The sequence below is a fragment of the Tepidimonas sp. genome (assembly GCF_036824975.1).
In the GTDB taxonomy this organism is placed as follows: domain Bacteria; phylum Pseudomonadota; class Gammaproteobacteria; order Burkholderiales; family Burkholderiaceae_C; genus Tepidimonas.
In genome coordinates this window covers 1-21,754 of sequence record NZ_DAISZC010000021.1, presented here as the reverse complement: position 1 = coordinate 21,754, position 21,754 = coordinate 1, and the positions used below count along the sequence as shown (strand labels likewise).

At 69.7% G+C, this 21,754-nt stretch carries 20 protein-coding genes, 2 pseudogenes and 1 riboswitch; of the genes and pseudogenes, 18 read left to right on the top strand and 4 right to left on the bottom strand.

Annotated features, from left to right (window positions below):
* From V7Z54_RS04145 to nrdR, 3 genes and pseudogenes are all read left to right on the top strand, one after another.
* Nucleotides 1-315: pseudogene (locus tag V7Z54_RS04145) on the top strand (lytic transglycosylase domain-containing protein); the annotation flags it as partial.
* A 201-nt stretch (nucleotides 316-516) separates the two neighbouring features.
* Nucleotides 517-1,761 carry a serine hydroxymethyltransferase gene (glyA, locus tag V7Z54_RS04140; RefSeq protein WP_334134560.1) on the top strand — a complete coding sequence of 415 codons (1,245 nt, stop codon included), beginning with the start codon at nucleotides 517-519 and terminating at the stop codon, nucleotides 1,759-1,761.
* Nucleotides 1,762-1,765: 4 nt separating this feature from the next.
* Complete coding sequence (gene nrdR, locus V7Z54_RS04135; RefSeq protein WP_334134559.1) at nucleotides 1,766-2,215, top strand: transcriptional regulator NrdR; 450 nt, start codon at nucleotides 1,766-1,768, stop codon at nucleotides 2,213-2,215.
* Here nrdR and V7Z54_RS04130 read toward each other — a convergent pair.
* Entirely contained in the window at nucleotides 2,193-3,239 is a 1,047-nt protein-coding gene (locus V7Z54_RS04130; protein ID WP_334134557.1) for a sensor histidine kinase, read from the bottom strand. The two genes, nrdR and V7Z54_RS04130, sit on opposite strands and share 23 nt — an antisense overlap.
* Between V7Z54_RS04130 and V7Z54_RS04125 the strand changes: the two genes are divergently transcribed.
* The 8 genes and pseudogenes from V7Z54_RS04125 to tolA all read left to right on the top strand — a co-directional run bounded on the left by V7Z54_RS04125 (nucleotide 3,238) and on the right by tolA (nucleotide 8,794).
* Nucleotides 3,238-3,891, top strand: coding sequence for a riboflavin synthase (locus V7Z54_RS04125; RefSeq protein ID WP_334134556.1), 654 nt, complete (start codon nucleotides 3,238-3,240; stop codon nucleotides 3,889-3,891). The two genes, V7Z54_RS04130 and V7Z54_RS04125, sit on opposite strands and share 2 nt — an antisense overlap.
* 208 nt (nucleotides 3,892-4,099) lie before the next feature.
* Nucleotides 4,100-5,260, top strand: coding sequence for a bifunctional 3,4-dihydroxy-2-butanone-4-phosphate synthase/GTP cyclohydrolase II (ribBA, locus tag V7Z54_RS04120; RefSeq protein ID WP_334134554.1), 1,161 nt, complete (start codon nucleotides 4,100-4,102; stop codon nucleotides 5,258-5,260).
* A complete protein-coding gene (ribH, locus tag V7Z54_RS04115; protein ID WP_334134552.1) occupies nucleotides 5,257-5,730 on the top strand; it encodes a 6,7-dimethyl-8-ribityllumazine synthase in 474 nt (157 codons plus the stop codon). The genes ribBA and ribH overlap by 4 nt, the downstream gene beginning before the upstream one ends.
* Nucleotides 5,731-5,801: 71 nt before the next feature.
* A pseudogene (nusB, locus tag V7Z54_RS04110) lies at nucleotides 5,802-6,245 on the top strand (transcription antitermination factor NusB); the annotation flags it as partial.
* A gap of 22 nt (nucleotides 6,246-6,267) precedes the next feature.
* Nucleotides 6,268-6,705 (top strand): tol-pal system-associated acyl-CoA thioesterase, encoded by a 438-nt coding sequence (ybgC, locus tag V7Z54_RS04105; RefSeq protein ID WP_334134577.1) that lies wholly within the window; start codon nucleotides 6,268-6,270, stop codon nucleotides 6,703-6,705.
* Nucleotides 6,702-7,406 (top strand): protein TolQ, encoded by a 705-nt coding sequence (tolQ, locus tag V7Z54_RS04100; protein ID WP_334134550.1) that lies wholly within the window; start codon nucleotides 6,702-6,704, stop codon nucleotides 7,404-7,406. Before ybgC ends, tolQ begins: the two co-directional genes overlap by 4 nt.
* A gap of 4 nt (nucleotides 7,407-7,410) precedes the next feature.
* On the top strand, nucleotides 7,411-7,860 hold the full coding sequence (locus V7Z54_RS04095; protein ID WP_334134549.1) for a biopolymer transporter ExbD: 450 nt from the start codon (nucleotides 7,411-7,413) through the stop codon (nucleotides 7,858-7,860).
* A gap of 40 nt (nucleotides 7,861-7,900) precedes the next feature.
* Nucleotides 7,901-8,794: a cell envelope integrity protein TolA gene (gene tolA / locus V7Z54_RS04090; RefSeq protein ID WP_334134548.1), complete on the top strand. Its 894-nt coding sequence runs from the start codon at nucleotides 7,901-7,903 to the stop codon at nucleotides 8,792-8,794.
* A gap of 95 nt (nucleotides 8,795-8,889) precedes the next feature.
* On the opposite strand, the gene dnaE is transcribed toward tolA, so the two are convergent.
* The 3 genes from dnaE to V7Z54_RS04075 form a co-directional block, all read right to left on the bottom strand.
* Nucleotides 8,890-12,456, bottom strand: a complete 3,567-nt coding sequence (dnaE, locus tag V7Z54_RS04085; protein WP_334134547.1) for a DNA polymerase III subunit alpha — start codon at nucleotides 12,454-12,456, stop codon at nucleotides 8,890-8,892.
* 244 nt (nucleotides 12,457-12,700) lie between these two features.
* Nucleotides 12,701-13,255: a flavodoxin family protein gene (locus tag V7Z54_RS04080; protein WP_334134546.1), complete on the bottom strand. Its 555-nt coding sequence runs from the start codon at nucleotides 13,253-13,255 to the stop codon at nucleotides 12,701-12,703.
* 98 nt (nucleotides 13,256-13,353) lie between these two features.
* Complete coding sequence (locus tag V7Z54_RS04075) at nucleotides 13,354-14,085, bottom strand: pirin family protein (protein WP_334134545.1); 732 nt, start codon at nucleotides 14,083-14,085, stop codon at nucleotides 13,354-13,356.
* Between the two features lie 288 nt (nucleotides 14,086-14,373).
* Here V7Z54_RS04075 and V7Z54_RS04070 point away from each other — a divergent pair, with 288 nt between their 5' ends.
* From V7Z54_RS04070 to V7Z54_RS04040, 7 genes are all read left to right on the top strand, one after another.
* Nucleotides 14,374-15,345 carry a LysR family transcriptional regulator gene (locus tag V7Z54_RS04070; protein WP_334134543.1) on the top strand — a complete coding sequence of 324 codons (972 nt, stop codon included), beginning with the start codon at nucleotides 14,374-14,376 and terminating at the stop codon, nucleotides 15,343-15,345.
* A gap of 218 nt (nucleotides 15,346-15,563) precedes the next feature.
* Complete coding sequence (locus tag V7Z54_RS04065) at nucleotides 15,564-16,586, top strand: NAD(P)/FAD-dependent oxidoreductase (protein WP_443082424.1); 1,023 nt, start codon at nucleotides 15,564-15,566, stop codon at nucleotides 16,584-16,586.
* A 70-nt stretch (nucleotides 16,587-16,656) separates the two neighbouring features.
* Nucleotides 16,657-17,640, top strand: coding sequence for a tRNA glutamyl-Q(34) synthetase GluQRS (gene gluQRS / locus V7Z54_RS04060; protein ID WP_334134575.1), 984 nt, complete (start codon nucleotides 16,657-16,659; stop codon nucleotides 17,638-17,640).
* A 77-nt stretch (nucleotides 17,641-17,717) separates the two neighbouring features.
* A complete protein-coding gene (trmB, locus tag V7Z54_RS04055) occupies nucleotides 17,718-18,506 on the top strand; it encodes a tRNA (guanosine(46)-N7)-methyltransferase TrmB (RefSeq protein ID WP_443082425.1) in 789 nt (262 codons plus the stop codon).
* Nucleotides 18,499-19,662, top strand: coding sequence for a bifunctional diaminohydroxyphosphoribosylaminopyrimidine deaminase/5-amino-6-(5-phosphoribosylamino)uracil reductase RibD (gene ribD, locus V7Z54_RS04050; RefSeq protein WP_334134541.1), 1,164 nt, complete (start codon nucleotides 18,499-18,501; stop codon nucleotides 19,660-19,662). The genes trmB and ribD overlap by 8 nt, the downstream gene beginning before the upstream one ends.
* 127 nt (nucleotides 19,663-19,789) lie before the next feature.
* Nucleotides 19,790-20,812, top strand: a complete 1,023-nt coding sequence (locus V7Z54_RS04045) for a pseudouridine synthase (protein ID WP_334134540.1) — start codon at nucleotides 19,790-19,792, stop codon at nucleotides 20,810-20,812.
* A 67-nt stretch (nucleotides 20,813-20,879) separates the two neighbouring features.
* Nucleotides 20,880-21,047, top strand: a riboswitch (yybP-ykoY riboswitch).
* Nucleotides 21,048-21,052: 5 nt separating this feature from the next.
* Nucleotides 21,053-21,616, top strand: a complete 564-nt coding sequence (locus V7Z54_RS04040) for a TMEM165/GDT1 family protein (protein WP_334134539.1) — start codon at nucleotides 21,053-21,055, stop codon at nucleotides 21,614-21,616.
* Nucleotides 21,617-21,754 lie beyond the last annotated feature (138 nt).

Sequence of the window (21,754 nt, the reverse complement as noted above, 5' to 3'; positions counted from 1 at the left end):
TTCGACCCCGTCAGCAACCTGCGGGTCGGCGCCGAAATCCTGCGCGACGCGATCCGGCGCGCCGGGTCGGTGCCCGGCGGACTGCGCCTGTACGTGGGGGCGGTCAAAACTGACGGCCGGGACTACCTGGTGAAGGTGCTGTCGGAACACGAACGGCTCAAGCGCGTAGCCAGCGGTCAGCACGTCGGCTTCCAGGCCGCAGTACCCCTGCCCCCGCTGCCCGCGCCCGACGACGACGACACTTTGACGCCCGCCGGGCTGGAAGCCGACGCCGCGGCCCCGCACGCCAGCGCCGGCCCGTCGCGCCCGTCTTGATAGAATCCATCGCGCGCGCGACTGGCGATAGGCTGGGTGGCCGCCGTGTCTGCAGATCGCACAGGCGCCCCCGTCGACGTGGGGCACCACGGGGAAGCGCGCCGACCGGACTGCTCGAGGTCCGGCGCTGCGCCGTTCGCCTGGGCAGCCCGTGATGACACCGCTCTCGGCCACGGGATCAACGACCACGTCAGGACTGCCATGTTCGACCGCAACCGCCTCATTGAACAGACCGACCCTGAGCTGTGGGCGGCCATCCAGGCCGAAAACCGCCGCCAGGAACAGCACATCGAGCTGATCGCCAGTGAGAATTACGCCTCGCCCGCGGTAATGGCCGCGCAGGGCACGCAGCTCACCAACAAATACGCCGAGGGCTACCCCGGGCGCCGCTATTACGGCGGCTGCGAGCATGTGGACGTGGCCGAGCAGCTGGCCATCGACCGCGTCAAGCAGCTCTTTGGCGCCGAAGCCGCCAACGTGCAGCCGCACTGCGGTGCCAGCGCCAATGAGGCGGTGTTCCTGGCGTTCCTCAAGCCCGGCGACACCATCATGGGCATGAGCCTGGCCGAAGGCGGACACCTGACGCACGGCATGGCGCTGAACCTATCGGGCAAGTGGTTCAACGTCATCTCCTACGGCCTGAACGAGCGCGAGGAAATCGACTACGACGCGATGGAGGCCAAGGCCCGGCAGCACAGGCCCAGGCTGATCATCGCCGGTGCCAGCGCCTACAGCCTGCGCATCGACTTCGAGCGCTTCGCCCGCGTGGCCAAGGAAGTGGGCGCTATCTTCATGGTGGATATGGCCCATTACGCAGGTTTGATCGCCGCCGGCGTCTACCCCAACCCGGTGCCGCACGCCGACGTGGTCACCTCCACCACGCACAAGAGTCTGCGCGGGCCGCGCGGTGGCATCATCCTGATGAAGGCTGAACACGAAAGGGCCATCAACAGCGCCGTCTTCCCCGGCCTGCAGGGCGGGCCGCTGATGCACGTCATCGCCGCCAAGGCGGTGGCCTTCAAGGAAGCACTCAGCCCCGAGTTCAAAACCTACCAACAGCAGGTAGTGCGCAACGCGCAGGCCATGGCCGAGACGCTGCAGCAGCGCGGCCTGCGCATCGTCAGTGGCCGCACCGAAAGCCACGTGATGCTGGTGGACCTGCGCGCCAAGGGCATCACCGGCAAGGAAGCCGAGGCGGTGCTGGGGCAGGCGCACATCACGGTCAACAAAAACGCCATCCCCAACGACCCGGAAAAGCCGATGGTGACCAGCGGCATTCGGCTGGGCACGCCGGCCATGACCACCCGTGGCTTCGGCGAAGCGGAAGCACGCCAGACCGCGCACCTGATTGCCGACGTGCTGGACGATGCGCGCAACCCGGCCACCATCGAGCGGGTGCGCGCCCAAGTGGCCGAGCTGACCCAGCGCTTCCCCGTTTACGGGTGACGCGATGAAATGCCCGTTTTGCGGACACGCCGACACCCAGGTGGTGGAGACCCGCGAGTCCGACGACGGGTTGTTCGTACGGCGGCGCCGTCGCTGCGCCGCTTGCGACAAACGTTTCACCACCTATGAGCGGCCAGAAGTCACCTTTCCGCAGGTGGTCAAGAAGGATGGTCGGCGTGTCGATTACGACCCGGCCAAGCTACGGGCCAGCTTCGCGCTGGCCCTGCGCAAGCGCCCGGTCAGCACCGAACGGCTCGACGCCGCGGTGGCACGCATTGAAGAGAAGCTGCTGGTTGAACCGGCACGCGAGGTCAGCGCGCAGCGCATCGGTGAGTGGGTAATGGAGGAGCTGCGCCAGCTCGACCAGGTGGCCTACGTGCGCTTTGCCAGCGTCTACCGCAGTTTCGAGGACGTGGACGCCTTCCGCCGCGTCATCGACGAGGTACGGCGCTGAGGGCTGGTGCCCGCAGCGGCAGGCGCACCTGGGCGACGAACTCCCCCTCCGACTCGTAGGTGCGCAGCCGCGCCTGCGTGTCGTACAGCAGTGCCAGCCGCTCGCGCAGGTTGGCCAGTGCCAACCCGTGCCCGCTGGTGCGCGCGTTCGGCGGCGGCAGCGGGTTGCGCACGAACAGCACCAGATGCTCGTCGTCGCGAAACGCCTCCACCGTGATGCAGCCTCCCTGCGAGCGCGGCTCGATGCCGTGCCGCACCGCGTTTTCCACCAGCGGCTGCAGGGTCAGTGGCGGCAGCAGCGCATCCTGGGGCGCGGTGTCCACCTGCCACGCCACCTGCAGCCGCTCGCCCAGCCGCACCCGCTCCACCGCCAAATAGGCGCGCGCCAGCGCCAGTTCCTCGGCCAGCGGCACCGCTGCGCGCGGCTCGGCCAGCAGCGCACGGTACAGCTCGGCCAAGTCCTCCAGCATCGCTTCGGCGCGTGCGGGGTCCCGGCGTATCAGCGCCAGCACGCTGTTGAGGCTGTTGAACAGAAAGTGCGGCCGCATGCGCGACTGCAGCGCCAACAGCCGCGCCTCGGTCAGCGCCGGCGACAGGCGGTGGTGGCGCCAGTCGAGGTAGCCGAACACAACGACCAACACCCCCCCCACCGCCGCCAGCACGGGGACGACGTGGATATCCGAGCGGCCGCGCGCGCGCAGGGCGGCGTCGACGACCGCCACCAGTAAACTGGCCAGCAGTGCCGTCCAGGCCAGCGCGTGGTGGTAGGACCGCCGGCGCAGCCACGGCGTTGCCGCCACCAGGGCTGGCCACAACAGCCCCAGGGCCAGCGCGGACGCCGACACGGTGCCCGAGAAGGCACCTACCACCCCGGCCAGCCCGGCCAAACCGAGGCCGCACACCCCCAACGCGCGCCACAGGACCGCGCCGGAGCGGAAATCGGGAAACCGTGGCACCTTGCCCATAGATCGACAGTATGCCGCCGCCTGCGCCCGGGCGTTGCGAAAGTGCCACAATGCAGGCATGTTCACCGGCATCATCACCCGCATCGGGCACATCAGGCAGCTGCAGCCGCTGGGGACCGGCGCCAACCACGGTCTGCGGCTGCATGTAGGCGTCGGGACTGATTATCTGCAAGACGTCACGCTCGGCGACAGCATCGCCATCAACGGCGCCTGTATGACCGTCACCGCCCTGGACACCGCGCAGGGTGTGTTCACCGTGGAGGTGTCGGCCGAATCGCTGGCGCGCACCTGCGGGCTCGACCGGCCCGGGCCGGTCAATCTGGAAAAGGCCCTGCGCCCGCTGGACCGACTGGGTGGCCATCTGGTCAGCGGGCACGTGGACGGGGTCGGCACGGTCACGCGCCTGGACCCGGTAGGCGAGTCGTGGTTGCTGGCGGTGCGGGTGCCGCCTGCGCTGGCCCGCTACCTGGTGGTCAAAGGGTCGATCACGGTCAACGGCGTCAGCCTCACCGTCAACACCGTGGCCGACCACGCCGACGGCTGCGAATTCGCCGTGAACCTAATTCCGCACACGGTGGCCCATACCACGCTGGGGACACTGGTGCCGGGCGCGCCGGTGAACCTAGAGGTGGATATGATTGCGCGTTACGTGGAGCGCCTATTGGCGTTGGGCGTGTCCCCGCGGAGCGAGGGCGCGGCGTCCCCCGGCTGAACGCCACCACCGGCCCGCCCGCCTACCCCATGTCACCTGGGTGCCACACCGGCCGCAACCGGCGCGGGGGTCATCTGACGGCACGGCCACGGCGGGCATCCTGGGTGCCCGTTGCCTGCCGGGGGCGTTGGCCGCTGTGCGGCGCCTGCACCGGGTTGGCGCCCGCTGTCGCTGGCCCCCTCCCTTCCGTCCCACGAGAGTGATGCGCATGCACACCGAAACAACCACCTCCGCCGCCGCGGCACCCACGGCCGCCATCTCCCCGGTGGACGACATCGTGGCCGAGCTGCGCGCCGGCCGCATGGTCATCCTCGTCGATGAGGAGGACCGCGAAAACGAGGGTGACCTGGTACTGGCGGCGGACCACGTCACGCCCGAGGCGATCAACTTCATGGCCAAGTATGGCCGCGGTCTGATCTGCCTGACGCTGACGCGCCAGCGCTGCGAGCAGCTGCGGCTGCCACCAATGGTGCCGCGCAACGGTACCAAAATGGGTACGGCGTTTACCGTCTCCATCGAGGCCGCCGAGGGGGTGACTACCGGCATCTCGGCAGCCGACCGCGCACACACCATCCGCGTGGCGGTGGCCCCCAACGCCCACCCCGAAGATCTGGTGCAGCCCGGGCACGTGTTTCCGCTGCAGGCGGTGGACGGCGGGGTGCTGATGCGCGCCGGCCACACCGAGGCCGGCTGCGATCTGGCCGCCATGGCCGGCTGCACGCCCGCAGCCGTGATCTGCGAGATCATGAACGATGATGGCACGATGGCGCGCTTGCCTGACCTGCAGCGCTTTGCGGCGCGCCATGGCCTGAAGATTGGCACCATCGCCGACCTGATCGAGCACCGCTCCCGCACCGAAAGCCTGGTGCAGCGCGTCGGCAGTCGCACGCTGGCCACCGCGTTTGGGGACTTTCTGGCACACGCCTACCGCGACAAGACCAGCGGGGGCGTGCATCTGGCGCTGGTGGCCGGCCAGTGGAGTGCCAACGAGGTGGTGCCGGTGCGCGTGCACGAGCCGCTGTCGGTGCTGGATGCGCTGGAGGTGGGCCGCCGCATGCACTCCTGGAGCCTGGAGGCGGCGCTGCGCCACCTGCAGCAGGCCGGGCGCGGCGTGGCGGTGCTGCTCAACGCGGGTGAAAGCGCCGAACAGTTGCTGGAACAGTTCAACGGCACGGCACGCGCGGCCCAGGCTCCTGAACGCGGTCGTATGGATCTGCGCACCTATGGCGTGGGCGCGCAGATTGTGCGCGACTGCGGCGTGCACCGGATGCAATTGCTCGGCCACCCGCGCCGCATGCCCAGCATGACGGGCTTCGGGCTGGAGGTGGTCGGTTTTCTCCCCCCGACTCTGGAAGGAACCCCCTCATGATGGGAGCCCACAAGGGCCAAGGCCCGGCAGCGCTGGACGGACGCGGCCTGCGCATTGGCCTGGTGCAATCGCGCTTCAACCAGGGCATCACCGACGCCTTGGTACAGGCCTGCCGCGACGAGCTGCGCGCGCTGGGCGTAGCCGACGGCGACGTGGTGCTGGAGCAGGTACCCGGCGCGCTGGAGGTGCCGCTGGCGCTGCAGGCCCTCGCTGAGAGCGGCCGCTTCGACGCGCTGGTGGCGCTGGGTTGCGTCATCCGCGGCGAAACCTACCACTTCGAGCTGGTATGCAACGAGTCTGCCGCCGGCATCACGCGCGTGGCGCTGCAGCAGCGCATCCCGATTGCCAACGCCATTCTCACCACCGAAAACCTGTCGCAGGCGGTGGCACGCCAGGATGAGAAGGCGCGGGACGCCGCGCGCGTGGCGGTGGAAATGGCGGCGCTGCTGCGGCGCTGGTCGGCAGACTGAACGCAGGCGGTCGCGGCAGCGCTGGCCGTGGCCGCCGCCGGTCTGGGACAATATCGCCCATGACCAAGTCTGCCGAAAAATCTGCGCGCACACGGGCGCGCGAGTTCGCGCTGCAGGCGCTGTACCAGCATCTGGTCGGGCGCAACGAGGCGGCGGCCATCGACGCCTTCACACGCGACCTGACCGGCTTTCACAAGGCCGACAGCGCCCACTATGACGCCCTGCTGCACGGCTGCATCGCCGAGGCCGCGGCGCTGGATGCCGAACTGGCCCCCCTGCTGGATCGTCCGCTGGCCGAGCTGTCGCCCATCGAGCACGCGGTGCTGTGGATCGGGGCGTACGAATTCCGGCACTGCCCGGACGTGCCCTGGCGCGTCGTCATCAACGAATGCGTCGAGCTGGCCAAGCGCTTCGGCGGCACCGATGGACACAAGTTCGTCAACGGCGTGCTCAACCGGCTGGCGCCGCTGGCGCGGGGCGAGGAGGTGACTCGTGACCCCGCCCGCCGTGCCTGAAGTGCCCAGCGCCACCCCCGCGGTGGCGCGGGAACACCGCTGGACGGTGCGGGTCTACTGGGAGGATACCGACGCGGGCGGTATCGTGTATTACGCTAACTATCTGAAGTTTTTCGAGCGTGCGCGCACCGAGTGGCTGCGCCAGCTGGGGCTGCAGCAGCAGGTGCTGCGCGAACGCCTGGGCGGCATGTTCGTGGTAACGCAGGCGCAAGTGAGCTACCGGCACCCGGCCCGGCTGGACGATCAGCTGCACGTCGTCACCGCCGCCAGCGACGTCGGCCGCGCCACCGTCACGCTGGTGCAGCGGGCCCAGCGCGACGACGGCGTGCTGCTGTGCGACGGCCAGGTGCGCATCGGCTGGGTGGACGCCGCGTCACTGCGGCCGGCGCGTCTGCCCGCTGCGCTGGCCGAGGCCCTGCGGCCGCTGGTGCTGCCCGCGCTCGGGGAAAACGGGACATGACACACGATTTTTCCATTTGGACTCTGCTGCGCGACGCCTCGTGGGTGGTGCAGGCCGTGGTGCTGCTGCTGCTGGGCGTGTCGATTGCCAGCTGGGCCGCCATCTTTCGCAAGATCTTCGCGCTCAAACGGGTGCGCCGTCAAACCGACGCCTTCGAGCGTGACTTCTGGTCGGGTGGCAGCCTGCACGACCTGTATCTGGCGGCGGTCAACAACGCGCGCGAGGGTAGCCCGATGGAGCGCATCTTCGCCAGCGGCATGCGCGAATTCCACAAGCTGCGCGAACGCCGCATCGCCCAGCCCGATACGCTGCTGGACGGGGCGCGCCGGGCCATGCGCGCCGCCTATCAGCGTGAGCTCGATGCGCTGGAGGTCAACCTGTCGTTTTTGGGCTCGGTCGGTTCGGTGTCGCCTTACGTGGGGCTATTCGGCACCGTCTGGGGCATCATGCATGCCTTCACTGGGCTGGGGTCGATGGCGCAGGTGACGCTGGCCACGGTGGCGCCCGCCATCGCCGAGGCGCTGGTGGCCACCGCCATCGGGCTGTTCGCCGCCATCCCCGCCGTGGTGGCCTACAACCGCTTCGCGCACGACATCGACCGGCTGGCCAACCGGCTGGAGACCTTCATCGAGGAGTTCTCCAACATCCTGCACCGCAATGCCGGCAGCGCAGCCAGCGCTGCGCCGGTGATGGGGGGTTGAGCCAATGCCCGCCCTCAGTCCCCGTGGCCGTGGACGGCGCGCCATCACCGACATCAACATGGTGCCGTTCATCGACGTGATGCTGGTGCTGCTGATCATCTTCATGGTGACGGCGCCGCTAATCGTACCCAGCCAGGTGGAGCTGCCGAGGGTGGGTGCGGCGCAGCGCCAGCCCGAGCGCTTCGTGCACGTGTTGGTGGAGCGCGACGGGACGCTGCGCGTGCGCGATGGCGCGCGCGCCAGCGCCGAGGCCGACACCGCCACCCTGCAGACGCTGGTGGCACGGGTACGGGCGCTGCAGGGCGATGACGAGGCGGCGGCGGGTGTGCCGGTGATCATCAGCGGCGACCGGCGCGTCGCCTACGAGGAGGTGGTGCGGGTGATGGACACGCTGCAGCGCGCCGGCGTGGAGCGGGTCGGTCTGTCGGTGCAGACCGTGGGAGCCGGGCGTTGAGGCGGCCTGACCACGGGTTTGGCTTGTCAGCAGAGGCACGATGCAGGCAACCGCACCGGATGTCGATCTGACACCCCCACCGCCACAAGGCGGCTGGCGACCGTGGGCGCTGGCGCTGCTGGCGCATGCCTTGCTGGCGCTGGCGCTGTCGTGGGGCATTGCCTGGCAGCACGACACACCCGTGGTGGCCAGCGCCGAGCTGTGGGCGGCGCTGCCGCAAGTTGCCGCCCCGCGAGCCAGCACCTCCCCACCCATGCCCCCCGCACCCACTGCACCGGCGCCTCCGCCAGTGGCCCCGCCCGCCCCCGCGGAGCCGGCACCACGCCCGGTCGATATCGCGCTGCAGCGCCAGCGCGACGAGCAGCAGCGCCTACAGGCGCAGCGGCTGGCCGAGGAGCGCGCGGCGCGCGAACGGGCCGAACGCGAACGGGCCGAACGCGAGCGCCTGGCGCGTGAACAGGCGGCGCGGGACAAGGTCGTGCAGCAGAAAGCGGCGCAGGAACGGGCCGCGCGTGAGCAGGCTGCGCGCCAGCAGGCCGAGCGCGAACGCCAGCAGCAGGCGCAGCTGGAAGCCGAGCGCCAGCGCAACCTGGAGCGCATGCTGGGACAGGCCAACGCCAGCGGCGGGCCCGCCGCGCGCGGCAGCGCCGAACGTGACGCCGCCCCGTCGGCCAGCTACGCCGGACGCTTGGTGGCGCACATCCGCCCCAATATCGTCTTCACCGATGCGGTGCCAGGCAATCCGCGCGCCGAGGTGGAAGTGCGCGCGGCACCCGACGGCACCATCCTGAGCAGCCGCCTGCTGACTTCCAGCGGCCACCGCGCCTGGGACGACGCCGTGCTGCGCGCCATCGAGCGCACCGCCCGCCTGCCGCGCGACGAAAACGGCCGCGTGCCGCCGACGTTGATTTTGGGCTTCCGCCCCAACGAGTGAGCCTGTGCCGTATCGGCCCCGCTGCACACCTTCGCAGCGGGATGGCGCCCGGGCCGGCAATCAGCGCCCGTCAAGCCATGGCGCACCGCTGCCCTTCATTCATAGACCACTTCGGCACGCCGCTGGTGCGCCTGCGCCATCCAGCGCGCCAGGGCTGCGTCGGTGGGATAGAAGCTGGCGCGCTCGTCCAACTGCAGCTCGCAGCGCGCCGTCTCGCGCCACACCTGCACCCGCACCGGCAGCGCGCGCACCCACTCGCCCTCCTCGGACACCTCGCGCCGCGGTGGGCTGGCCTGCACCAGCGCCGCGATGTCGGGCGCCTGCCCGTTGACGACGATGCGCAGGAACTTGCCGAAGCGGCAGCGCGCCGCCGCCAGCTCCCACAGCTGCTGCACTTTTAGCCGCAGGCCGCCCGAGAAGCGGTCGGGTTGCGCCAGCACCTGTGCCACCACCAGCTCGTCGTCGCGCAGCAGCCCGCGCTGGGCGCCAAACACCGCCTCGTCGGCCACGGCCTCCAGCACGGCGCTTTTGTCGTCGAGCGAGAAGATTGCCACCCGCCCGCGCTGGCCTTGGATGAAGCGCAGCTCGCCGACGATGCCAGCCACCACGAACGGCTCGCGGCTGTCCACGACGTCGGCCAGACGCACTTTGGCAAAGCGCCGCACCTCAGCCTCCACCTCGTCGAACAGGTGCCCGGAGAAATAAAAGCCCAGCGCTGTTTTTTCGTAGCCCAAGCGTTCCTTGACCGTCCACGGCAAGGCGTCAACCAGCGGCGGTGGCTCGCTGCCCGAACCACTGCCTGGGCCCAGATCGTCGAACAGACCGCTTTGCTGGGCGTGGGCCTCCAGCGTCGCTGCCCACTCGAACGCGCGGTCCAACGACGCCAGCAGCGCGGCGCGGTTACGCTCAATGCCATCGAACGCGCCGGCCTTGATCAGCGCCTCCACCGTGCGCTTGTTGACGCGCATGCGGTCGATACGGGCGCAAAAGTCGAACAGGCTGGCAAACGGCCCGCTGCGGTCACCGTGCGGGCCACCGCCGCGCCCTTGGCGCGCGGCGACGATGGCCTCGATCGCCTGCTGACCCGTGCCCTTGACCGCGCCCAAGCCGTAGCGGATGTCGCGTTCACCCACCGGTTCGAAACGGTAAACACCGCGGTTGATGTCCGGCCCCTCGAAGCGCAGCCCCATGGCCTGCGCGTCCTCGACCAACACCTTGAGCTTGTCGGTGTTGTCGATTTCCACCGTCATGTTGGCGCAGAAAAACTCCGCCGGGTAGTGCACCTTAAGCCAAGCGGTGTAGTACGCCAGCACCGAGTAGGCCGCCGCGTGCGACTTGTTGAAGCCGTAGCCGGCGAACTTCTCCATCAAGTCGAACACTTCGTCGGCCTTGGCCTGGTCGATGCCGTTTTTAGCCGCGCCCTCGCGGAAGATGGCGCGGTGCTTGGCCATTTCCTCGGGCTTTTTCTTGCCCATGGCGCGGCGCAACAGGTCAGCGCCGCCCAGGCTGTAGCCACCCAGCACCTGCGCCACCTGCATCACCTGCTCCTGGTAGACCATGATGCCGTAGGTCTCGGCCAGCACCGGCTCCAGCAGCGGGTGCGGATATTCCACCGGCTCGCGCCCGTGCTTGCGCGCCACGAAGCTCGGAATCAGGTCCATCGGCCCCGGGCGATACAGCGCGTTGAGCGCGATCAGGTCCTCTAGCCGGGTGGGTTGGGCGTCACGCAGCATGGCTTGCATGCCACGCGATTCGAACTGGAACACCGCTTCCGTGCGCCCTTCCTGAAACAGCCGATAGGTCGCGGCGTCGTCCAGAGGGACGTGCTCGAAAGCAAAGCCGCGCTGGTCCGGGTGGCGGGTGACGATGAACTCTTTGGCCAGTTCCAGGATGGTTAGCGTCGCCAGCCCCAGAAAGTCGAACTTGACCAAGCCCACGGCCTCGACATCGTCCTTGTCGTACTGGCTGACGGTGGCGTCGCTGCCGGGCTGCTGGTACAGCGGGCAGAAGTCGGTGAGCTTGCCCGGCGCGATGAGCACGCCGCCGGCGTGCATGCCCACGTTGCGCGTGATGCCTTCGAGCTTTTGCGCCAGCTCGATGAGCTGGCGCACCTCCTCCTCGCGCGCGATGCGCTCGGCCAGCTGTGGCTCCATCTCGATGGCGTAGTGGTTCTTGTCGCCCTCTTTCTTGGGGTTGGGCGGGTACTGCAGGGTGACGCTCAGGCCGGGCTTGTTGGGCACCAACTTGGAAATGCCGTCGCAAAAGCCATAGGGAAAGTCCAGCACGCGCCCGACGTCGCGGATGGCCGCGCGCGCGGCCATGGTGCCGAAGGTGGCAATCTGGCTGACCGCGTCCTTGCCGTACTTGCCCTTGACGTAGTCGATGACACGGTCACGGTTCTCTTGGCAGAAGTCGATGTCGAAGTCCGGCATCGACACCCGCTCGGGGTTGAGGAAGCGTTCAAACAGCAGGTTGTAGCGCAGCGGGTCCAGGTCGGTGATTTTGAGCGCGTAGGCCACCAGCGACCCCGCCCCCGATCCCCTCCCCGGCCCCACCGGGCAGCCGTTGTTCTTGGCCCACTGAATGAAGTCCGACACGATCAGGAAGTAGCCCGCAAACCCCATCTGGACGATGGTGTCGAGCTCGAACTCCAGCCGCTGCAGGTAGCGTGGCCGCTGCGCGTCACGCTCGGCGGCATCCGGGTACAGCTGGGCCAACCGCTCCTCCAGTCCCTGGCGCGAAACATGGCGGAAATAGGCCTCGGTGTCGAGCTGCTGCCCGTCCACCAGCGGGATCGGAAAGTCCGGCAGGCGCGGCTTGCCCAGCGTCAGCGTCAGGTTGCAGCGGCGCGCAATCTCCACCGCGTTGGCCAGCGCACTGGGCAGATCGGCAAATAACGCCGCCATCTCGGCTGCCGACTTGAAGTACTGCTCGCGCGTGAAGCGCCGCACGCGCTTGGGGTTGGCCAAGATGTCGCCCTCGGCGATGCACACGCGCGCCTCGTGCGCCTCGAAGTCGTCCGGACGCAAAAACTGAATGGGGTGCGTGGCCACCACCGGCAGCCCCAGACGGGCCGCCAGGGCCGACGCCGCCTGCACGTGCGGTTCGTCCTCAGGGTGGCCCGCGCGCTGCACTTCCATGTAGAAGCGGTGCGGAAACGCTTGCGCCAGCCGCAGCGCCACGTCGGCGGCACGCGCTTCATCGCCAACCAGCAGCGCCTGCCCCAGCGGGCCGGCGGCGGCGCCTGACAGCAGGATCAGCCCATCGGCGAGCTCCTGCAGCCACGCCCACTGCACGTAGGCCTGGTCGCGCACCACACCGCGCGTCCACGCGCGCGCCAGCAGCTCGCACAGGTTCAGGTAGCCGTGGTGGTTTTGCACCAGCACCAGCACGCGCGGGGCAGAACCCTGCGGCGCGGCCGCACCCGGCATCGGCACGCCGGGGCCTTCCAGACCGGCCAGCTGTACCTCCGCCCCCAGCAGCGGCTTGACACCCGCGGCGCGCGCCGCCTTATAAAACTTGATGCCGCCGAACAGGTTGTTCAGGTCGGTGATGGCCAGCGCCGGCTGGCCGTCGCTGGCGGCGCGGTCAACGGCCCCGTCGATGCGCGTGGTGCCATCGACGATGGAAAACTCGGTGTGCAGACGCAGGTGGACGAACATGCGCCCGATTGTAGGAAGATGCCTTGTGCTGTCGACGCTCGCCGACACGTCGGCGCCGTCCTGACGGCGTAGGCGAACACCCCCGCTACGGGCCCCGTGTGTGCAGCCCGATCCAGGCCCGGACTAGGTCTTTACCACCCCCGGACTCCGCGACGGACCCGATGTGCGGAGCCCGATCCAGGGTTACGGACAGCCCGGGCGGGTTCGGACAGCGCGTTCTGGCCGCTGCGGCAAGCGGGGCCGCTTAGCGCACCCAGCGCGCCGCCACTTGCGCCACGCGTTGGCCAAACTGGCGCGCGGTCTCCAGGTCGCCCGGCAGCATCTCGTGTGCACTGGCGTCGGCCGGGGTGGTGGCCATCGCGCCGGCAAAGGAACCCACAAAGTTGACGTCGTTGCGCTGCGCGGCCTTGGTGTTGCTCGGCATCAGCGCCGTGCCCACCCAGATGCCGCCGTGCTGCATCGCCAGCGTGAACAAATAGTGCAGTGTGGAGAGCTTGTCGCCGTTCATGGTAGCGCTGTTGGTGAAGCCCGCAAACAGCTTGTCTTTCCATTTCTGCGCGAACCACGCCTTGCTGGACGCATCGGCAAATTTTTTGAACTGCCAGCTCACCGTACCCATATACGTAGGGCTGCCCAGGATGATGGCATCGGCCGCATCCAGCGCCTCCCAACCGCCGTCGGGCAGGTTGCCGTCGGCGTCGATGGCGATGAGTTGGGCACTGGCGCCCTCGGCCACCGCCTGCGCCATGCGCTGGGTGTGACCATAACCCGAGTGATAAACGACGACGATGTTGGGCATGACAGACTCCTTGGTTGAGAGGGAAGAATCACCATTCGGCGCGAACGGAAAGGAAAGACGGCCTGCAAAGGGCTGGACCGCAGCAAGGCCCACTTGAGCTATTGCGCTGCGGGGGCCAAATCGAACAGCAGCACCTCGGCGTTGTGACCGTCGGACAGGTGCAACGCGGGCTCGTCCTGCACCATGGCCGCATCCCCGGCATCAAACCGTTGCCCGTTGAGGACGATGCGTCCGCGCACCACATGCACATACGCCAGCCGGCCCGCCGCTAGGGTGTGCGTCGCCGCTTCGGCACCGTCAAAGCTCCCTGCGTACAGCGCGGCATCGGCGTGCAGGCGCACCGGACGCAGACCCCCCGTCGCAACCGCCGCTGCCTGCTCAGCCGGTACCGCTATCGGCAACAGGCGGCCACGCTTGGCGGCGGCATCAAACGCGGTCTGCTCGTAGCTGGGTTCGATACCACGCACGCTGGGCTCGATCCAAATCTGCAGCAGGTGGGTCGGGCCCCGTGGCCCGCTGAACTCGCTGTGGCGCACGCCTCGGCCCGCGCTCATGCGCTGCACCTCACCGGCGTGGATCGGGGCGACGTTGCCCAGGCTGTCGCGGTGCCACAACTCGCCGCTGAGTACGTACGTCACGATCTCCATGTCGCGGTGGCCGTGCATGCCAAAGCCCGTTCCGGGCGCGATCACGTCCTCGTTGATGACGCGCAGGTTGCCCCAGCCCAGATAGCGCGGGTCGAAATAGTCCGCAAACGAAAACGAATGCCGCGTCTGCAACCACCCATGGTCGGCCCAGCCGCGTTCGGCGCTGGCACGTCGCACGATCATCGCTACCTCCTGGTGTGCTGTACGTTGACCGCACTGTAGCGCTCCGGAGTGAAGCGGTGGCGACAGGCTTTTGACGCTCGTGTTCAATTTCTTTGAACACAGACGCGGTGATTCGGTCAAAATGAGGTGCATGGAGTATCCTCCGCACCCGTCTCGTCGCCACCCACCGCACGCCGGGCGCGTGCTGACCCACGGGTCCGCCAAGCGCCCCGATGGCGCGTCCGGCGCGCTGCGCAGGGGTCCGAAGACGGTGCTCCCTTTGGGTCGACCGCCTCGACCGGCGAAGCGGTGCGCGCCGCACTCGGACCCCAGCCGCTGGCCTGGCTGGCCGCGGTGGCCCAGCACGGCAGCTTCGCGGCAGCCGCGCGCGCACTGGGCGTGGTGCCCAGCGCGCTGACCTACCGCGTGCGCCAGATCGAAGAGGCGCTGGATGTGCTGCTGTTTGACCGCCGCTCACGCCGTGCGCGCCTGACGCCAGCGGGTGAGGCTCTGCTCAGCGGCAGCGCCCACCTGCTGCGCGAATGGGATGCACTGGCGCAACGGGTGCGGCGCATCGCCACCGGGTGGGAGGCGGAGCTGACCATCGCTGCGGACGCCGTCATCGACCCTCGCGCCTTGCTGGAGCTGTGCGAGGCGTTTTACGCGCTCAAGGCGCCGACTCGGCTGCGCCTGCGCAGTGAAACCCTCTCCGGCACGCTGCAGGCGCTGCTGCGCGGGCATGCCGATCTGGCACTGGGCGTCACGCTCGACGCACCGGTGCCGTCGAACGTGCAGCTGAACACGCTGGGCGAGGTCGCGTTCGACTTCGTCGTTGCCCCGCACCACCCGCTGGCCGCGCAGCCGCAACCCCTGACGCCCGAAGACATCTGGGCGCAGCGCATCGTGGCGGTGGCCGATAGCGCCCCCGAAGGCGGACTGACCCTGGGCCTGCTGCCCGGACAGGACGTGCTGACCGTGCCAACGATGGCGATGAAACTGCAGGCGCAGCTGCGGGGTCTGGGTTGCGGCTGGCTGCCGCGCCCGCTCGTGCAGCCCTATCTGGACGCTGGCCAGCTGGTGGTCTGCGCCACCACGTTGCCCGCGCGCACCGCCCGCACCGGCTACGCCTGGCGCGCCGAGCGCGGGACGGGCAGCGGGCGCGCGCTGGAGTGGTTTTTGCAGCAGCTGGCACAGCCGCGCACACGGCAGGCGCTATTGATGCACTGCCCCCGCCCGCTGCCAGCGGCCCACGGCGCGCCACCTCCCACGGCCCACGGCTGACGCCCGCCGGGCCACGCCGCCGCCATTCCGCACGGGCACCGACTGCCGTCTGCTAGATTTGGGGGCCGCGTGTTGGTCGTCATCCCCTGCCACGAGCCCCGCCCATGCCCCGCCTTCCCCGCCCGCCTCGCAGTCCCGCACGCCCCCGTCGCTTCGGCCAGCCGGCCCACGCCGGCGCGGCAGCGCCCCCGGGCCGGGTGGCCGTCATCGGCGCCGGCATGGCTGGCATCACCGCGGCGCGCACGCTGGCGCGAGCCGGCTGGCAGGTGAGCGTGTTCGACAAAAGCCGCGGTGCCGGCGGGCGCATGGCCACGCGCCGCACGGCGTTTGGGGGCTTCGACCATGGCGCGCAGTTTTTTACCGTGCGCGGCGAGCGCTTCGCGCAGGCGCTGCGCGCCACCGCCGCGCCGGTGCAGCCGTGGCAGGCACGCTGGGTGCGCGTGCTCGACGCCGACGGACAACACGTGGTGGAAACGCCGCCTGCCGAAACACGCTGGATCGCCACCCCGGGCATGAATGCGCTCGTCAAGCACTGGGCGCAGGGTCTGGACGACGCCGGCGGGCACCGCTGCTGGTGGTCGACCGAGGTGGTGGCGCTGCAGCCCGACGCGGTCTGCCCGCGCCGCTGGCAGTTGCGCGTGCACGGCGACCATGACACACCGACCGTGCACGGTGGCTTCGACGCCGTGCTGCTGGCGCTGCCCCACCCGCAGGCGCTGGCGCTGCTGCGCGCCAGCGGTCTGGCCGCCGCTTGGCAGGAGCGGCTGCAGGACGAGGTGCGCGTGGCCCCCTGCTGGGCGCTGATGCTGGCCTGGCCGCAGGCACCGCAGGATGCCGACTGGGGACCGCCGTGGGATGCCGCCCGCAGCGACCACCACCGCATCGCCTGGGTGGCGCGCGAGACCAGCAAGCCGCAACGCGGCCCGGTGGCGCGCTGGATCGTACAGGCCAGCCCGATCTGGTCGGCCGAACACCTGGAGGACGACCCGCAACGCATCACCGCCAAGCTGCTGCGCGCCTTTGCCGAGCTCACGGGCATCGCCGCCACCCCCGAGCACGCGGTGGCACACCGCTGGCGCTACGCGCAAACCCAGCAAGCGCTGGGGCAGCCCTGCCTGTGGGATGCCCCCAGCGGCCTGGGCCTGTGTGGTGACTGGTGCCTTGGTCACCGCGTCGAAGACGCGTTTCTGTCGGGACTGGAGCTGGCGCTGACGGTGATTGAAACCGGACGTCTACCCTGAACGAACGCCTTTGCCCACACCGAGCGCCGTGCCACCCGTGATTGCCCCGCGTACCGATCCCACCCCCAACATGGGGGACCGGCTCCCCACCACGACCTACCGCGGCCGGTTTGCACCCTCCCCCACCGGGCAGCTGCACGCCGGCTCGCTGGTGGCGGCGCTGGCCAGCTGGCTGGATGCGCGCGCCCACTGCGGCGCGTGGCTGGTGCGCATCGAGGACGTGGACCGCATGCGCTGCGTGCCCGGCGCCGACCGGGCCATCCTGACGCAACTGGCCACCTGCGGCCTGGACCCGGACGAGCCCGTCTGGCGCCAGTCCACCCGCGACGCCGCCTACGCGCAGGCGCTGCGGCGCCTCGTCGATGCGGGCTGGGCCTATCCCTGCGCCTGCACCCGGCAGGATATCGAGGCGGCATGGCATGCGCGCGGTGTGCCGCGCACACGCCACCACGCACGGCCCTACCCCGGCACCTGCCGTCCCGAACACGGGGGACTGCGTGGGCGGCCGCCGCGCGCGTGGCGGCTGCACGTCGGCCGCGTCGTCGCCGCGCTGGGCCTGCCGGTGCCGCTGCCGTGGCATGACCGGCGGCTGGGCGCGCAGGCGCAGGATGTGGCAGCGGAGGTGGGCGACTTCGTGCTGCGCCGCGCCGACGGCCTGTGGGCGTACCAACTGGCGGTGGTGGTGGACGACGCTGCCCAGGGCATCACCCACGTGGTGCGCGGCCAAGACCTGGCCGACAACACCGCGCGCCAGATCGTGCTGCAGCGCGCGCTGGGCTTGCCCACGCCGTGCTACCTGCACACGCCACTGGTGCTGGGCCCCAACGGCGAAAAGCTCTCCAAGCAAAATGGCGCGCAGCCGCTGGACCTTCACGACCCATTGACCGCGCTGTCGGCAGCCGCAGCGGTACTGGGCCTGCCACCTGCCCACGCCACGCTCCACACCAGCCTGCGCGCGTGGACTGACGCTTGGGCGGCACGCTGGGGTCGACCGTCCACCGTCCACGCAGCGGCAGCACCAGAGGCCGCCCGCTCTCTACAATCGGGGTCGTGACGCACACCGATCCCTCGCTTTCCGCCATTGCTGCAGACACCTCCATTGCCACAGCACGGCCAGACACCGCCTCTGCCGTGGTCCGCGCTGTGTCTGCGCCCTGCAACACCGCCATCGCAGGGTTTGGCGCGCCAACCAGTGTGCCCCATCCCAAGACCGTGCGCAGCTTCGTGCGCCGCGCCGGCCGCACCACCAGTGGCCAAGCCCGCGCCCTGCAAACGTTGGGGCCGCGCTTCGTGCTGCCTTATGGACCCGCCCCGCTGGACGCGGTGGCGGCCTTCGGGCGGCGCGCGCCACTGGTGCTGGAAATCGGCTTTGGCATGGGTGAAGCCACCGCACACATTGCGCAGCTGCGCCCCAACGATGACTTTCTGTGCTGCGAGGTGCACGAACCGGGCGTGGGCGCACTGCTCAAGCGCATCGGCGAGCAGGGCCTGACCAACATCCGCATCATTCAGCACGACGCGGTGGAGGTCCTGCAGCACATGCTGCCCGCGTGGACCCCGCAGCAGCCGGAAACCGGACTGGATGGGGTGCACATCTTCTTTCCCGATCCGTGGCACAAAAAGCGCCACCACAAGCGCCGGTTGATCCAGCCGCCGTTCGTGGCGCTGCTGGCCAGCCGCCTCAAGCCCGGCGGTTACGTACACCTGGCCACCGACTGGCAGCCCTACGCCGAGCAGATGCTGGCGGTGCTGTCGGCCGAGCCGCTACTCGCCAACGCCAGCACCGACCCCGCGCTGGGCGGGTACGCACCACGCCCCGACTACCGGCCGCCCACCAAGTTCGAGCAGCGCGGCCTGCGCCTGGGCCATGGGGTGTGGGATCTGGTGTTTCGGCGCCGCGAGGAAGCCGCCCGTGTTTGAGGCTGGCGACGAAGCCGCCGCGCTGTGGGCGCAACTGGACGCGCTAGCGCAGCGCGCCGAAGGGTTGTCCGACCCCAACCCACGGGTGGCCTGTCGGCTGCAGACCTGCGACGGGCGCGTCTTCGAAGGCCACACCCAGGCGGCGGGCGACGCGCACGCCGAGATCATGGCGCTGCGCGCCGCGCACGCCGCTGGCGCCGACACGCGCGGTGCCACCGTGTGGGTGACGCTGGAGCCGTGCAGCCACCACGGCCGCACGCCGCCGTGCTGCGATGCACTGATCGCCGCCGGGGTGGCGCGCGTCGTCATCGCCGCCATCGACCCCAACCCGCGCGTGGCTGGTCGGGGGGTGGAGCGCTTGCGTGCTGCGGGCATCGACGTGCAGATACTACCCCCTGATCATCCAGCCGCGGTGGCCACGCGCGAGCGCAACATCGGCTTTTGGCAACGCATGCGCCATGGCCGCCCCTGGGTGCGCATGAAAGTGGCCGCATCACTGGACGGCATCACCGCGCTGCCCAACGGCGCCAGCCAGTGGATTACGGGCGAGGCCGCGCGCACCGACGGCCACGCCTGGCGCCGCCGCGCTGGGGCCGTGCTCACCGGCGCGGGCACCGTGCGCAGCGACAATCCGCGGCTGGACGTGCGGCTCGTGCCCACGGCGCGCCAGCCGCTGCGGGTGGTGCTGGACTCGGCGCTGGACATCGACCTGGGCGCGCGCATCCTGCAGCCGCCGGGCGCCGTGCTGCTCTACACCGCCTTGGGCGACGCCGTCAGCGACGCGCAACGCGCCAAGGCCGAGGCACTGCGCGCCTTGGGCGTGACCCTGGTAGACCGGCCCGGCCCGCCCAAGACCCCTAGCGGTCCCCCGAAGGTCGATCTGCCCGCTGTGCTGGCCGACTTGGCCGCGCGCGAGATCAACGAGCTGCACATCGAGGCGGGGGCCAAGCTCAATGCCTCATGGTGGCGCGCGGGCCTGGTGGACGAACTGCTGCTGTACCTGGCGCCGCGTCTGTTGGGCACCGGTGTTGGCATCGCCGAACTGGGGCCACTGACGCGGTTAGAAGACGGCTGGCCACTGGAGTGGAAATCGGTTCACCCCGTGGGGACCGACTTGCGCGTACTGGCTCGGGTGCCTGGGCGCACACCCGTGTAACGCCTTTGCCTCGACTCGCGGGCAGCCCGCCAGCGCGCTGACGATCGCACCCCTCCACACCGCCCGACACGCTCCCGCGCCCACCCACTGCCCCATGGCTCGCCCACCCCAAAGTACCGGCATACCCATGCGCGACGGCGTCTCGCCCAGCTGCCTGGCGCTGCCGCGGCTGCGCCACTGTCCGTGGTCCACGCTGCTGGACTACCTGGCCGAGCGCCTGCCGCGCATCCCGCGCAGCGAATGGCGGGCGCGGATGCGCAACGGCCACGTGTTGGATGAGCAGGGCCGGCCGCTTGCCGAACACACCCCCTACCTGCACGGCCAGCGCGTCTACTACTGGCGCACCCTGGCCGACGAAACCCCCATCCCCTTTCACGCCACGGTGCTGTTTCGGGACGAACATCTGCTGGTGGCCGACAAGCCGCACTTTCTGCCCGTCACCCCCGGTGGACGTTACGTGCGCGAAACCTTGCTGGTGCGCCTCAAGCGCGAGCTGGACCTGCCGGAACTCAGCCCGCTGCACCGCATCGACCGCGAAACCGCGGGCTTGGTGCTGCTGAGCGTGCGCGCCAGCGAGCGCAACGCCTACCAACGCCTCTTTCGCGAGCGGCGCGTCGAAAAAATCTACGTAGCGATTGCCCCCTGGCGTGACGACCTCACCTGGCCGCAGCGGCGTGTCAGCCACCTACGCGAAGACGAGGCGGCCTTCTTTCGCATGCGTGAGGCCGACCCCGCCGAGGGCCTGCCGCCCAACAGCGAAACCTGGATCGAACCCCTGCAACGCCTGGAACCCAACGGACGCTACGCACGCTACCGGTTGCGCCCGGTCACCGGCAAGCGGCACCAGCTGCGCGTGCACATGGCCGCGCTGGGCGTGCCCATCGTTGGCGACCCGTTCTACCCGCAAGTGCGCCGCGGGCCCGACGATCCCGAAGACTACGCGCAGCCGCTGCAGCTGTTGGCGCAGGCTATCGCCTTCGACGACCCCATCACCGGCCAGCGGCGCAGCTTCCAAAGCACACGCACGCTCGACGCATGGCAGTGCTGTGCGCAAAGCAGGGCCAGCACCGACCATGCCCATACCCCTGCTGGCCAGCGCCACCGCGATGATGGCACGGACCCGCAGTGCCCGCACGAGGCAGGCAGATAACCGCATTCGGGCAGTGCGCCGACAAACGATGGCGGTGACACACCCAAAACACGCTACACTCGCGTTGCCTTTGGGGGAGTAGCCGCCCGCCGCTTCGGCGGGGCCACGGTCAACACGCTTGCCGCACCGCGGCATGGTCGTGGCAACTCGCACGTCTGGCAAGACCCATGGCCGCTGTCTCTTGGTAACGGGCTGGGAGGGACGCGGCCATGGAATGGAAGCCAGCCTGCGGGACACACCATGGAAGCGTTTCTCATCTCCACCGGATTGGTGGCGTTGGCCGAAATCGGCGACAAGACCCAATTGCTTGCGTTGCTGCTGACCGCGCGCTTTCGCCAGCCCGGGCTCATCGTGGCGGGCATTTTGGTCGCTACCCTGCTCAGCCACGCTGCGGCCGCCGGGCTGGGCATGCTGCTGGCGGCCTGGATCACCGCCAACGTGCTGCGCTGGATCTTGGGCATTGGCTTTCTGGCCATGGCGGTGTGGATGCTGATCCCCGACCGGGTGGACGACGACGAGGTCGCCCCCACGCGCAGCCGCTGGGGCGTATTCGGCACCACCACCGCACTGTTCTTTCTGGCCGAAATAGGCGACAAGACGCAGGTGGCCACCGTGGCGCTGGCCGCGCAGTATCAGACCTGGCTGGCCGTGATGCTGGGCACCACACTGGGCATGATGCTGACCAACGCCCCCGCCGTCTGGCTGGGTGAGCGGATGGCGCATCGACTGCCCGTGCGCGCCATCCACCTGGGTGCTGCCGCCCTGCTGGCCGTGCTGGGCGCATGGACGCTGATCGGCACCTGAACACAGAGCAGGCACGCGCCGCTTCGTCAAGCCTCCACAGGGGCATGCGCCGGATACCCCGGCGGGCACCCGACCCGGCACCGCTCAGGCGCGCGCCGCCACCCAGTCCACCACGCCGGCCAGCGCCTGCGGCAAGCG

What these genes read in the sequence shown, in the direction of transcription:
- glyA (WP_334134560.1), top strand. Translation starts at nt 517, where the DNA reads ATGTTCGACCGCAACCGCCTCATTGAACAGACCGACCCTGAGCTGTGG.
- nrdR (WP_334134559.1), top strand. Translation starts at nt 1,766, where the DNA reads ATGAAATGCCCGTTTTGCGGACACGCCGACACCCAGGTGGTGGAGACC.
- V7Z54_RS04125 (WP_334134556.1), top strand. Translation starts at nt 3,238, where the DNA reads ATGTTCACCGGCATCATCACCCGCATCGGGCACATCAGGCAGCTGCAG.
- V7Z54_RS04130 (WP_334134557.1), bottom strand. Translation starts at nt 3,239, where the DNA reads ATGCCTGCATTGTGGCACTTTCGCAACGCCCGGGCGCAGGCGGCGGCA.
- ribBA (WP_334134554.1), top strand. Translation starts at nt 4,100, where the DNA reads ATGCACACCGAAACAACCACCTCCGCCGCCGCGGCACCCACGGCCGCC.
- ribH (WP_334134552.1), top strand. Translation starts at nt 5,257, where the DNA reads ATGATGGGAGCCCACAAGGGCCAAGGCCCGGCAGCGCTGGACGGACGC.
- tolQ (WP_334134550.1), top strand. Translation starts at nt 6,702, where the DNA reads ATGACACACGATTTTTCCATTTGGACTCTGCTGCGCGACGCCTCGTGG.
- V7Z54_RS04095 (WP_334134549.1), top strand. Translation starts at nt 7,411, where the DNA reads ATGCCCGCCCTCAGTCCCCGTGGCCGTGGACGGCGCGCCATCACCGAC.
- tolA (WP_334134548.1), top strand. Translation starts at nt 7,901, where the DNA reads ATGCAGGCAACCGCACCGGATGTCGATCTGACACCCCCACCGCCACAA.
- dnaE (WP_334134547.1), bottom strand. Translation starts at nt 12,456, where the DNA reads ATGTTCGTCCACCTGCGTCTGCACACCGAGTTTTCCATCGTCGATGGC.
- V7Z54_RS04080 (WP_334134546.1), bottom strand. Translation starts at nt 13,255, where the DNA reads ATGCCCAACATCGTCGTCGTTTATCACTCGGGTTATGGTCACACCCAG.
- V7Z54_RS04075 (WP_334134545.1), bottom strand. Translation starts at nt 14,085, where the DNA reads ATGATCGTGCGACGTGCCAGCGCCGAACGCGGCTGGGCCGACCATGGG.
- V7Z54_RS04065 (WP_443082424.1), top strand. Translation starts at nt 15,564, where the DNA reads ATGGCTGGCATCACCGCGGCGCGCACGCTGGCGCGAGCCGGCTGGCAG.
- gluQRS (WP_334134575.1), top strand. Translation starts at nt 16,657, where the DNA reads ATGGGGGACCGGCTCCCCACCACGACCTACCGCGGCCGGTTTGCACCC.
- V7Z54_RS04045 (WP_334134540.1), top strand. Translation starts at nt 19,790, where the DNA reads ATGCGCGACGGCGTCTCGCCCAGCTGCCTGGCGCTGCCGCGGCTGCGC.
- V7Z54_RS04040 (WP_334134539.1), top strand. Translation starts at nt 21,053, where the DNA reads ATGGAAGCGTTTCTCATCTCCACCGGATTGGTGGCGTTGGCCGAAATC.